The sequence below is a fragment of the Butyricimonas sp. Marseille-P3923 genome, assembly GCF_900184685.1.
GTDB lineage: Bacteria > Bacteroidota > Bacteroidia > Bacteroidales > Marinifilaceae > Butyricimonas > Butyricimonas muris.
The window spans coordinates 1,013,390-1,026,297 of the sequence record NZ_FXXL01000006.1 but is presented as its reverse complement, the minus strand read 5'-3'; the positions used below and the strand labels follow the sequence as shown (position 1 = coordinate 1,026,297).

Below are 12,908 nucleotides of genomic sequence, written 5' to 3'. Positions count from 1 at the left end.
TATCCACATTTTCAAATTCTCTTATCTTTTCCATTTTAAATCTAAAATCATAAATCTAAAATCGGAAATCATACTATCTTCCTTTTCTACGAATCCAGATAAGAACTCCAGCAGCAGCCAAAAGCAAGGGTATCAAGAGAGTAAACGACCACTTGATAATCCAAGCTCCCGTTTTCGCAACATATACCTTATCATCCGGTAGCGGCGGACGTCTCACGTCGATAGGCACCTCTCCATCCGACAACCAGAAGAATCCTCCCGTTACCAAAGTATAGTTAGAAGTACGCGCAGTCGGAACTCTTCTTCCGAACTCACCGTTACTGATACAGTCCGCATCACCCGTCAAGATAATTTTTTGTTCTTTATCCCCAACTTTTCTTGATAATGCCACAGCCGTGGAATAGGTTTTCTCTACTTCCCCGATAGCAGGATTCAAACGAATCGTGTCGTCGATAAAGTCCGTGGTTTCCAATTCGTTCCAAACACCAATGGTATCCGTCTTGAACATGGTCGTAACCTTGTATCCCTTATCCGCGATTTGCTCCAATCCGGCTACACTCGGGGTAGACATCACCATTCTATATCTACGCATCGTTCCGAAATCATAAGCGATACTGTCAGCCGCCTCTTTCGTCGGGTAAGACAAAATCACGTCAGCTTGAAGATTCGTATCCTGTTTAACCAGAACGCCCTCTGTCATCTCGAAACCGAATTTCGCGAAGAGCGGGTTCATCACGTCCCTACGTTTCGGTTCTCCCAAGATAAACAAATTACCACCGCGGTCGATATACTGTTGCAAATTAGCTTCCTCCGCAGGAGTCAACCACTCGCGCATATCGGAAATCACCACGATATTGATATGTTCCGGCACTTGTTTGTCCAAACGAACTTCTTCCACGTCAAACCCTTGATTTAACAAAGAATGACGGAAACTTTTATCGTCCGCGAACGCACTGTAATCCCGGTCTTTGCCACCATAGAAACTACGTTCCCCATGTCCCTGCACGATACCCACTTTCGGGAGTTCCATCACCATCCGTTTGAAAGCGGCAGAAATCTCTCGTTCACTCGGGAAACGTTGCATATCGTTATAAATTCGTAACCAAGCTTTTTCTCCGTTATCGCGAACGATTTGACGAACGAAAGTATTCCCTTCTCCGGACAAATCGATTTTCTTACGAATCTCTTCCGGTCCCATGAATCTGTTGGAATCCAAACCATACATCTTACAAACCTCAACCATCTTCTCGCGAAGGTTCTTATCCGGGAAACGTCTGTCCAACTGAGGATTCGCGCACGTGTCATAATAATACACGTATTTCAACTTCATATCCGGTTTGAACCGCAGATATTGTTCGAAACGATCCATATCCGGTTTCAGGAAATAGAAAGCGGCATACCACGAAGCACCCGGATCAAGCGCATTAATATACGTGGTGATAGTCATTCCACCGTCCAATTTAGCCACGATCTCTTGGCTATTCGGGGTCAACGTATTCATTTTAGTTGCGGTTGCATCATAATAAACCTTCATTTTCGGCATGGAAGTGATAAATCCAAGGACACAAACCAAAAGAATAACACCAACATTTCTTCCCAACGTGATCACGAAACGAATCTTTTGACGTACCGCGTTCAAACGGATAATCGTCAACGCAAGGAACAAACAAACTACAAGGATGAAATAAAGTAAATCTTCACTACAAATCAACCCGGCGATAAACTTACCGCTTCGACCCGGCATAGCCAACCAATAGGTCACATCGCGAACGAAATCATACTCTTGCCACCAGTCCCCAATCATACTCAACACCATCAACACGGCAAACGTTCCGATAGCCGCCACGATCTGGTATGAAGTCAAACTGGACATAAAAATACCGATAGCCGCGTAAGCACAGATCAACAGGTACAATCCCAACAATCCGACAAACACCATTGGCCAATCGAAATCTTTAATAACAGACCAGCTACAAAGCGTGATTAAAAGAAGAATACCAATCATGAAAAGCCCGTAAATCATCATGGACACGAACTTACCCACGATAATCTGCAAATTGGTAATCGGAGAAGAATACAACAAGCGAATAGAACCACTACTCAATTCCTTGCTGACCAAACTCATGGTCAAAAGTGGAATATAAAAATACAAGTAATTCTGCATATTTACAAAGACAGCTCCCCAAGGATTAGCGAAGATATTAAACGTGGCTCCCGCGACGCTATATCCCATTTCTTGAGAAACTACCAATCCCTCGATCTTACCGGCAAAAATCAAACCAGCCTGTATGCCGAACACGACCAAGATTAACCATGCAACAGGAGAATAGAATAACATTTGCAATTCCGTTCTCGCGATATTATATATCATTTTAAACATAACCTGATTATTTAATGTGCTTTTTTAGACAATTCCGCGAATATACTATCCAGAGAGCTCTTCTCTACCCGAATCTCGGATAGACGCCAGTCTTTAGCGGCGCTCTCCTTCACGATACGATCAATAACCTCTTGCGCTTCCGTGAAACGAATACGGAATTTCATGCTACCCAATTCTTCCACGCCCAATACGCCTTCAATCTTGGCAAGTTCTTCCGTTGCCGGAGGATCAACCATGGAAAGATAAAGGGTATTCGGGATAATATAATTGTCAAACTCATCAACGGATCCCATGAACACGAGCTTTCCTTCCTCGATCATCATGATATGATCGCAAACGGCTTGCACCTCGGTCAAGATATGCGTGGAAAGAATCACCGTACGATCCTGCGCGATATCCTTGATCAAATGACGAATCTCCATAATCTGGTTCGGGTCCAACCCATTCGTCGGCTCGTCAAACACCACTAGAGCAGGTTTATGAACAATCGCCTGAGCGATACCAACACGTTGTTGATAACCACCTGACAAATTCTTAATCAAACGCTTGCGGAAATGAGTGATACCACATCGTGCCAAAACTTCCTCTACAGCAGATTTAAGTTCACCATCCGGAACCCAGCGCAATCTGGCACAATGAAGTAAATATTCTTCTACAGTTAAGTCACCGTATAAAGGGGGCTTCTGGGGTAAGAAACCGATATGACGTTTAGCATCCACCGGATGTTTACGGGTGTCAATCCCGCTGATAAAAACATTACCTTCCGTTTGTTTGATAACACCGCAAATAATGTTCATCGTGGTTGATTTACCGGCACCGTTCGATCCCAGCAAACCATAAATTCCCCGTACAGGAATCTCGAAACTAATGTCGCGTACCGCCCATTGAATGCTGTAGCGATGTGACAAGTGTTCGACTTTTACAATTGGCTCTTCCATAAATTTGTTATTAAAATTAATATGCTCTTACAACAACACTTTTGCAAACTTTATAAATAGACGTTTCAGAATTGATTTAGTGTTATTCCAAAATCAATTTTATGAAAACTTTAAGATTTCCCAACCATTCAAACAACTGGTTAATAAAATATTACCCTTTTCTCTCCTAAATCTTCTTCACGTCATTATAAAAACACTTTTTGACATTCCATCACGTCAAAAGTAATAAATTACAAATCGCATCAACAATAAAAAATCAACTTTAACGTTTTGTTAATAACAACATTAAGAAAGTTTTCACAAACGACAACATGTGGATAAAAAAAGAACCACTCTGTTGCAGGTTAAAAGCAAATCACCTAACTTGCAAGCCTGAACCGACGCGATTAACCGGATGTAAGAAAAGAAGATGAAAAAGACGAAATGGATTTGGATTTGGGCAGCCATAGGCCTTGTACTGGGGATTGTCATTTTTTGGCCGAGTAACAAAGGAAATAAAGAAGCGATACTGGAAGCCAACGCTGTTGACGAAGTCGTGGACACGACAGAGTTACAGCAAGTACATTATAAATACGGCATCCCCTCCGATAACTTCGAGATAGCGGAAGGTGTAGTGGAGAAAAACCAGAACCTTTCTCTCATCCTCGCAAGGTACAAGGTATCCCCTGCCAAAATACACGAGATTGCGCAACGCTGTAAAGATGTTTTTGACGTGAGAAGTATCAAACGGGGTCAAAACTATACTCTTTTCCTCGCTAAAGACAGTCTTCGCACCCCCGAGTTCTTTATATACGAGAAGAACGCCCTCGAATACGTGGTGATCGACTTCAAAGAAACATCGGAAGTGTACGTGGGACAAAAAGACGTGGTAAAAAAAGAACACACTGCCAAAGTAGGTATAACCTCTTCTTTATGGAATGCCATGGTTGAAGCAAACACCGACCCCACTTTAGCGATCACGTTATCTGAAATATACGCTTGGTCTATCGACTTCTTCGGCTTGGCGAAGGGCGATTCGATACGGGTTATATACGAGCAATCGTACGTCGAGGACAAACCTCTACGTGACTTCAATGTCAAAGCGGCGATTTTCACGAACACCGGCAAAGACTTCTACGCTATCCCCTTCGAGCAAAACGACAAATTTTCCTATTTTGACGAAGAAGGCAACAGCTTGCAGAAAACCTTTTTAAAAGCCCCGTTAAAATACTCCCGTATATCCTCGGGATTCTCCAACAACCGTTTTCATCCCGTGCTGAAAAGATACAGGGCACATCACGGCGTGGATTATGCAGCCCCCACGGGAACGGAAGTGTACACCATCGGCGACGGGGTTGTCGTGAAAAAAGCATATCAGGCAAACGGCGGCGGCAACTACGTGACCATAAAACACAATAGTGTCTACTCCACCACTTATATGCACCTCTCCAAATTCGCCAAAGGCATTCAACCCGGCAAACGCGTAAAACAAGGCGAAACCATCGGTTACGTCGGAGCCACCGGACTTGCCACCGGTCCTCACTTGGATTTCCGGGTGTACAAAAACGGAACCCCCATCAATCCGTTGAAAATGAGTTCTCCCCCGAAAGAACCCGTTTCACCCGAAAACATGCCTCACTTCACACAAGTGAGAGATTCACTGGTGAACTTACTAAGAAAAATCTAAGAATGAAGAAAATCTCAGAATCGTCAATCACTAAATCATAAATCATAAATCATAAATCGTCTCCCCCGTCACCTTATAGTAACGCCATTTTCCGGCATGCAGCCCTTTCTTGTAACGTCCCTCGCACCACAAATATCCCGTGCCGTAATAGAACTTGGCTTCCCCGTGCCGTACGCCCTTCCGGAATCCGATTTCCGCCCGTACCGTTCCGTCCGGAAAAAATTCCTTATAATAACTAATCTCCCCTTTCTTGTAACTCACTTGCGCCAACAACTCGCCGTTCTCGTAAAAGAAGGGTGCTACCCCGTCAATCTTGCCCGTGCTGTAAGGCAACTGCCCGATCAACTTACCCGCTTTGTTAAACACGCACCATACCCCGTCCGGATACCCGTCCTTCAATGCCCCGCGAAAAAGCACTTTATCAGTTGAATACTCGTAATATTCCCGGGAACCAATCGCGATACTATCCGGCACGACAGGATAATAAAACCCCGCTTCTATCTGATCAATCTGATTCTCGAACTGTCGGTTCAACTCCCGCATACGATACTCCTCGGGAGCCTTGGCATTATAATTTGCCACAATTTGCGTCTTAAAAGCATCTCCATTCTTGGATAGAGCAACCCCCACCGTCTCGAAACTCAAAAACGCCCCCTTGTTCTTCTCCAGTTCACCCCGGGAATCCGCTTTAAAAGAACCGTACAAATACTCGTATGTATTCGGAGCCTGCACGTACCCGAACACGTTATTCCTGCTCCCCAGACTTTCCATCGTCTGCAAATACTTCTCGTCACGGGACAGCGTGTTTCCCAACACGTATTCCTTGATCATCTCGGTAAGCGTCTCCGGGGAATTACTGAAAACAACGTAATCTTCCAGAAAAGTATAATAAGGTCGCTCGAACCTATCAAACATCCCCCCGAAAAAGAGATTGAAGAAACCCTTCAAGCGGAAATAATGAATGGTGTGTCCGTTATATTCAATTACCCGTTCTTTCACGGGAGTCGTTCGCTGAATCTGTTCCGCCAGATAAGTCAACTGATCTTTCGCCAGATCAATATCTTTCCCTCGGACAGCCAACACGATATTATCCGCCCGTTGCCCGCTTTCCAAACGAGGCTTAATGATCGTCACCTCGTTCCCTATCCATGAAGAAAACAAATCCAACACATCCACCCCCAACCATTTATTCATCCTCTCCAAAGATTTCGTGATCTCCGCGTAAGACTGCGGATTATTTGTCTTGTAATTCTCCAACAACAAAGACTCCACCTTCTCGAACGAAGGGAAACAGAAAGAGATATAAGCCGCCGTATTCTCGCCCGCAATATTCTTCACGGAAGAAGTTCCGCCCTCGAGAGAATTCACCACATCCAGCAACGAAAAGCTACTTGAGTCGGGATTCGTTTTCCCCGTGAAACGCAGATTTTTATCATTCAACTGCAACATCAACCGGGTATTCTTCAATAAAGCGACCTCGTTTACCACCGCGGATTTTTCCATAACCGAGGCAATCCATTTTCCCAATTGACGATGATCGATATCCAGAATCATATCGCCCGATGCCGCCACCATCCCGGTATTCTTCTTTATCTTACAACGGGCAAGCGAACGGGAAACCAAAGAACGGGACAACGAGGCTATCAACAGATTATCTTTGATCGTGAAATAAAACTGCAAATCCGCCCAAGTCAATTCCCGAATCTCCCCGTTCGGGTCCTTGAACCGTTTCACCCGTATTTCATCATCTTCAACGAGCGCGAGCAACCACGATTCAAACAGGCGAATCACGTTCAACTTACCCAAATCACAAATATACAAGAGATCGTAATCATTCAGCGCCACCTGATGACAGGATATGGTCACGGGACGATCCGTCACGATACGCTTCATCTTCGGGTAACTATTCGCCAAAGAATCTATATACTGTAAATCCGAATGATACTCCTCGAAATACGGATAGCTCTTCAACGAGCGCCAGATAAAATTCCTCCGCAAACGTTCATGAACACTATTCACGGAACGAATATTCACCTTAAAAACCGCATCCGCGGGCACCGCTTGCAGGGTATTAAACTTCCCCAAGTTGCGGAAAACACCAAGCCACACGACCAAACCGAACCCCAGCAAAAGGCCTGACACGACAATTAATTTCCTCTTTGTACTTTTCCGCATATATTTCACTCCGCTACGCTATTTCGATACCACAATATTAAGAAATTTAGACGGGATTATCGTATCTTCGCGACAGATATTTAATACAAATTATGGCTTCATACTGGCAAATATTCATATCATTTTTCAAGATCGGTTCCTTCACCCTTGGAGGCGGTTATGCCATGATCCCTCTAATCCAGAAAGAGGTCGTGGAGAAAAAGGCGTGGCTGAAAGAGAGTGAATTTGTCGAAATGCTCGCCATCGCCCAATCAGCCCCCGGTCCGATAGCCCTCAACACGGCAATCTTCGTCGGGTACAAGGCACGGGGGGTAAAAGGTGTCATCTTTTCCAGCCTCGGTACCATACTACCCTCCTTTATCGTGATCCTGCTCATTGCCATGATCTTTACAGACTTCAAGGATAACCCCGGTGTAGAAAGAGTATTCAAGGGAATACGTCCCGCCGTGGTAGCCCTCATCGCCGCACCTCTCTACCAAATGGGAAAATCTGCCGGAATCACCCGCAAAACCGTCATCATCCCTACCCTTGCCGCCCTTATCGTGTGGCAAACAGGAGTATCGCCCATATATATCATCATCGCCGCCATCGCGGGAGGCATCGCGTACGGAAAATTTATAAAGAAAAAATGAAAAACTTTACAAACCTTATAAACTTTATGAACCTTACGAACTGATTACATGGAAAACCTAGAACTATATATCAGCCTATTCATCACCTTCTTCAAAATCGGCCTGTTCGGTTTCGGGGGAGGCTATGCCATGCTGTCCCTGATACAACACGACGTGGTAGAAACACACCAATGGATCAGTGTCGCGGACTTCACGGACATCGTTGCCATATCCCAAAGCACTCCGGGTCCTATCGCCTTCAATACCGCCACATACATCGGCTACACCGCGACGGGAAGCATCTGGGGTTCGGCAATATGCACGCTCGCCGTCAGCCTGCCGTCGTTATTCATCATGATCACCATCTCCAAATTCTTCTTCATATTCCGGCAAAACAAATACGTCGACTGGGCAATGACAGGACTGAAAACCACCGTTCTCGGTCTGATCGGTGCCGCTGCCCTGTTACTCATGAACAAACAAAACTTCGTAGACTACAAAAGCTATATCATCTTCGCCATAGCTTTCCTTGCCACCTTCAAATTCAAAATGGACCCGATCCTCATGATCGTTTTGGCAGGAATCGCAGGATATATACTTTATTAAAAACAACCCTATAAGTAACAATCCACCAAGATCATAAATCATAAATCTCCAATAAAAAAACCGCCTTTCAGCGGTTTTAATATCTCATTAAAGCAATTTATTGATTTTGTCCACCAATGTAGCTTTAGGTACTGCACCAACTTGCTTGTCTGCAACCTGACCACCCTTAAAGAAAAGAATTGTCGGGATGTTACGGATACCATATTTAGCAGAAGCTGAACTTTCGTCCACGTTCACCTTAGCAACTACTATTTTACCCTCGAACTCTTTAGAGATTTCCTCAACGATAGGCAACATCATTTTACATGGTCCACACCATTCTGCCCAGAAATCTACTAACACGGGAACCTCTGCTTTCAGCACAACTTCCTCGAAATTTGAATCATTAACTGCAATAGCCATACTTCTATCTTTAAAGTTTATAATAATATTTTCATGCTAAAAGCGTTGGAGAATACTCGCGTAAAATCCAACGCTTCGACACGGCGAAATTAATTAATTTTCATTTTAATAGCATCATTATTCTCGAAATATTCGTACAATTCTCTTGAACGTCCTATCTTACAAGTCCTTGAAAACATCTTCACCCGATGCCCTGAATTATCATACAACACAAAACTCAATGGCAAATCTCCCTGCTCGTTCACGAACTGATTGTGTAACTCTGTCACGATCTCGTGCGTCAACTTCTCCACGTCCACCTGCAAAGTGATCGAGCGAATCAGATTCTCGCTAATTACGCTCAGCAAATCCATGCTCACCACGTTAAACGTCAGCTCCCCGGCTCCGCCCCACTTCTTCACCTGTACTCTGCCTTTTATATATACTGCCGTTTCCATGATAAAATAGTTTCTGAACTTGATAAAATCCTCCCCGAAAAACGGCAACTCGAAAGTTCCGGTAAAATCCTCGATCGTCAGTATCCCGAAATCATTCCCTTTCTTCGTTTTCCCGATCCGCATATTCACGATAATACCCGCTATCGTCACGTCCCTGTCCTTGAACGGCGACAAATCCGTCAAACTATCCAACGGCGTGCAAATCGCGTTTATCTCCAACTTATACGAATCCAAGGGATGAGAAGTTAGGTATATACCTATCAATTCCTTCTCCTTACGCGCCTTTTCCACGTCCGTCCACGGCTCGCACAACGGGATGGTCGGTTTCTTCACGTCGTACTCGTCCATTCCCCCGAACAACGTCGCCTGCATCAACATGCTATCCTGTTGTTTCTTTTGCCCGAAATTCACCAGATTTTCCAGAAAAGTCGTGTGCCCGTCCGGCATATAAAAATACTGTGACCGGTCCAACCCGAAACTGTCCAATCCCCCGGCTGTAATCAGGTTTTCAAGCGTCTTCTTGTTCACCGTCCGGTAATCCACCCGCTCGAAGAAATCGAACAAATCCTTAAACTCGCCTCTTTTCGTCCGCTCCTCGATAATCGAATCCACGGCTGCCAGTCCCACGCCTTTGATTGCCGCCATACCGAAACGGATATCCCCGTTATGGTTCACCGTGAAATCATTGTCCGACTCGTTCACGTCCGGCGCCAACACCCGCAATCCCATGCGCTTGCACTCGTCCATAAAAATCGTCACCTTCGTGATATCCGACAGGTTACAACTCAAGTTGGCAGCCATAAACTCCGACGGGTAGTGCGCTTTCAAAAATCCCGTCTGGTAAGCGATATAAGCGTAGCAAACCGAGTGCGACTTGTTGAACGCGTAAGAAGCGAAAGCCTCCCAGTCACCCCATATCTTCTCCACCAGCGGTTTGACCTCCTTGCCCACCTCCTTCGCACCTTTCACGAACTCGGGATTAGCGTTACACCCGTCAAGGAATTGCGCCTTCAAAGCATTCATCGTGTCGATCTGTTTCTTACCCATCGCCTTACGCAAAGTATCCGACATACCCCGGGTAAAATTACCGAGAGCACGGGACTGCAACATCACCTGCTCCTGATACACCGTAATCCCGTACGTGTCCTTCAAGTAAGGTTCCATCATCGGGTGGTCGTACTCGATCGGAGCCTCCCCGTGCTTACGCTTAATAAAATCGGGGATATACTCCATCGGACCCGGGCGATACAAGGCATTCATCGCCACCAAATCCTCGAAACGGTTCGGCTTCAAGGCACGCAAGTGCTTCTTCATACCCGGCGACTCAAACTGGAACAGACCGGTAGTATCTCCTCGCGAAAACAAAGCGAATGTTTCGGGATCTTCCAACGAAATGGCATCCACGTCTATCGTCATATGTCTGGACTTCTTGATATTATCCAAACACGTCTTTATAATAGAAAGGGTACGCAACCCCAAAAAGTCCATCTTAATCAACCCGATCGGTTCCACGAAATGCCCGTCATACTGCGTCGTTTTCAGACTCTCACCCTCCGTGTTCATAATCGGAATATGATCCGTCAACGGGTCACGACTAATCAAAATACCACAAGCGTGCACCCCCGTTTGCCGCACGGAGCCTTCCAAAATCTCCGCTAACCGAATTGTCTTCGCCACCAACGGGTTGGGTGAATCTTTCTCTTTCTCCAGATCAGGATTCTCCTTGTACGCCTTCTTCAATGTCATTTTCGGCGCCTCCGGAACCATCTTCGCCAGACGGTTCGCCTCCGACAAGTCGAGCTTCAACACCCGCGCCACGTCCTTGATCGCCATCTTGGCGGCCATACTACCGAAAGTAACGATATGCGCTACTTTATCTTCCCCGTACTTCTGTGTCACCCACTCCAACACCCGTTGCCGACCGTCGTCATCGAAGTCAACGTCGATATCAGGCAATGAAATACGATCCGGGTTCAAGAAACGCTCGAACAGCAAATCGTACTTCACCGGGTCGATATTCGTGATACCCAAACTATACGCCACGGCACTCCCCGCCGCCGAACCACGTCCCGGTCCCACGATCACCCCCATATCACGAGCCGCCTGTATAAAGTCCTGCACGATCAGGAAGTAACCCGGGAAACCCATGGTTTTCATGATATGCAACTCGAAAATCAAACGCTCCATGATATCCGGCGGAATCTCCTCCCCGTAACGCTTTTTGGCTCCCTTCATCGCCAACACCTTCAAGTAATCCGCCTCCAGTTTGATACGGTACAAACGATCTATCCCACCCAATTTCTTCACTTTCTTCTCCGCCTCTTCCTGCGACAAAACAACTTCGCCCTTCTCGTTACGGGTAAACTCGTCAAAAAGATCCTGCGCTGAGAACTTCTCCCGGTACTCCTCCTCGGTTCCTAACTCCGGGGGAATCGGGAATACCGGCATCAACGGGTCGGAATCCAACTTATACTCCTCCACTTTGTCCACGATCTCCTGCGTGTTCTCCAACACTTGCGGGATGTCATGAAACAAAGCCTGCATCTCCGCCGTGGTCTTGAACCACTCCTGACGGGTATATCTCATCCGGTTCGGGTCATCGAGATCTTTCCGGGTATTCAAGCAAATCAACAAATCGTGCGCCTCGGCATCCTGCTCGTTCAAGAAATGCACGTCATTCGTGGCAATCACCTTGATGCCCAACCTTTCGCCCATCTTCAGAATCTCGGCATTACACCTCACCTGATTATCGTACACCTCCGCCCTCTCTTTCGCCGATTCTGCCGGATGACGCATCACCTCCAGATAATAATCCTCCCCCACCAAATTCTTGTACCACAAGGCCGCTTTATCAGCCCCCTCGATATCTCCCGCCATAATCTTCTGGCAAATCTCCCCTCCCAAGCAAGCGGATGAAATAATCAACCCCTCGTGGTGCTTTTCCAGAAGAGCCTTATCAATACGCGGGCGGTAATAATACCCGTCCACGAACGCCACGGAACACAGTTTCACCAAATTTTTGTACCCTTGCAGGTTCTTCGCCAGAATAATCAAGTGTTCCCCCGAACGGTCCACCGGTTTCTCCTTGCTATACAACGACACCCGTGCCACGTAAGCCTCGACACCCAATACCGGTTTGATTCCTTTCTTCCTGCACAAATCGTAAAATAACTTCACCCCGAACATATTCCCGTGATCGGTCAGTGAGATCGCCGGCATCCCGTCAGCAATGGCTTTATCTATCAATCCCGGAACACTCGCCGCCCCGTCCAAAATCGAATACTGCGAATGCACGTGAAAATGAGTAAATGGCATAAAAACTCCTCTTAAAAAATATAAGACAATCCCTCAATACATTGAACCTAAGCAATAAGATTCTTTGCATTTTCTTCAAATATCACAGGAACAAATATAATGAATATAACAACACGCACTCGTTAAAACAAGTTACTTTTTCCGAGTGTTTCTAACCTTATCCCTAAAAAGCGATAAGAACGGCAAAGGATGACCTTTCCATAACCTACTGATTACATGCACTATTTACACCTCAATGGGGTATTACTTCCGCATCACTTTCATCATGAACGCTATACGAACCCTATAGGAACGCTATACGAACCCTATGTAGAATAGCGTTCTTATAGCTTACTAAAAACTTACTAAAAACTTTACAAGCGGAATTGCTCCGGAATT

The 12,908-nt window shown here is 45.7% G+C and carries 8 protein-coding genes; 3 read left to right on the top strand and 5 right to left on the bottom strand.

From position 1 onward, the window contains the following. Nucleotides 1-73: 73 nt before the first annotated feature. Together CS948_RS09985 and CS948_RS09980 are read right to left on the bottom strand one after the other, a co-directional pair. Nucleotides 74-2,380, bottom strand: a complete 2,307-nt coding sequence (locus CS948_RS09985; RefSeq protein ID WP_099291535.1) for a Gldg family protein — start codon at nt 2,378-2,380, stop codon at nt 74-76. A gap of 11 nt (nt 2,381-2,391) precedes the next feature. Next, nucleotides 2,392-3,318, bottom strand: coding sequence for an ABC transporter ATP-binding protein (locus tag CS948_RS09980; protein WP_099291534.1), 927 nt, complete (start codon nt 3,316-3,318; stop codon nt 2,392-2,394). A gap of 409 nt (nt 3,319-3,727) precedes the next feature. Here CS948_RS09980 and CS948_RS09975 point away from each other — a divergent pair, with 409 nt between their 5' ends. Then, complete coding sequence (locus tag CS948_RS09975; RefSeq protein WP_099291533.1) at nt 3,728-4,984, top strand: peptidoglycan DD-metalloendopeptidase family protein; 1,257 nt, start codon at nt 3,728-3,730, stop codon at nt 4,982-4,984. A 42-nt stretch (nt 4,985-5,026) separates the two neighbouring features. Here the strand turns inward: CS948_RS09975 and CS948_RS09970 are convergent, their stop codons facing one another. Further along, a complete protein-coding gene (locus CS948_RS09970) occupies nt 5,027-7,126 on the bottom strand; it encodes a DUF3352 domain-containing protein (protein WP_255301941.1) in 2,100 nt (699 codons plus the stop codon). Nucleotides 7,127-7,251: 125 nt separating this feature from the next. On the opposite strand from CS948_RS09970, the gene CS948_RS09965 reads away from it, so the two are divergent. Continuing rightward, a complete protein-coding gene (locus tag CS948_RS09965; protein WP_141560924.1) occupies nt 7,252-7,791 on the top strand; it encodes a chromate transporter in 540 nt (179 codons plus the stop codon). A gap of 48 nt (nt 7,792-7,839) precedes the next feature. After that, complete coding sequence (locus tag CS948_RS09960) at nt 7,840-8,376, top strand: chromate transporter (RefSeq protein ID WP_099291531.1); 537 nt, start codon at nt 7,840-7,842, stop codon at nt 8,374-8,376. An 87-nt stretch (nt 8,377-8,463) separates the two neighbouring features. On the opposite strand, the gene trxA is transcribed toward CS948_RS09960, so the two are convergent. Next, complete coding sequence (gene trxA, locus CS948_RS09955; RefSeq protein WP_099291530.1) at nt 8,464-8,778, bottom strand: thioredoxin; 315 nt, start codon at nt 8,776-8,778, stop codon at nt 8,464-8,466. An 89-nt stretch (nt 8,779-8,867) separates the two neighbouring features. Further along, nucleotides 8,868-12,530, bottom strand: coding sequence for a DNA polymerase III subunit alpha (gene dnaE, locus CS948_RS09950; RefSeq protein ID WP_099291529.1), 3,663 nt, complete (start codon nt 12,528-12,530; stop codon nt 8,868-8,870). Between the last annotated feature and the right edge of the window lie 378 nt (nt 12,531-12,908).

Coding starts and splice junctions, on each gene's coding strand:
- CS948_RS09975 (WP_099291533.1), top strand. CDS start 3,728: ATGAAAAAGACGAAATGGATTTGGATTTGGGCAGCCATAGGCCTTGTA.
- CS948_RS09965 (WP_141560924.1), top strand. CDS start 7,252: ATGGCTTCATACTGGCAAATATTCATATCATTTTTCAAGATCGGTTCC.
- CS948_RS09985 (WP_099291535.1), bottom strand. CDS start 2,380: ATGTTTAAAATGATATATAATATCGCGAGAACGGAATTGCAAATGTTA.
- dnaE (WP_099291529.1), bottom strand. CDS start 12,530: ATGCCATTTACTCATTTTCACGTGCATTCGCAGTATTCGATTTTGGAC.
- CS948_RS09980 (WP_099291534.1), bottom strand. CDS start 3,318: ATGGAAGAGCCAATTGTAAAAGTCGAACACTTGTCACATCGCTACAGC.
- CS948_RS09960 (WP_099291531.1), top strand. CDS start 7,840: ATGGAAAACCTAGAACTATATATCAGCCTATTCATCACCTTCTTCAAA.
- trxA (WP_099291530.1), bottom strand. CDS start 8,778: ATGGCTATTGCAGTTAATGATTCAAATTTCGAGGAAGTTGTGCTGAAA.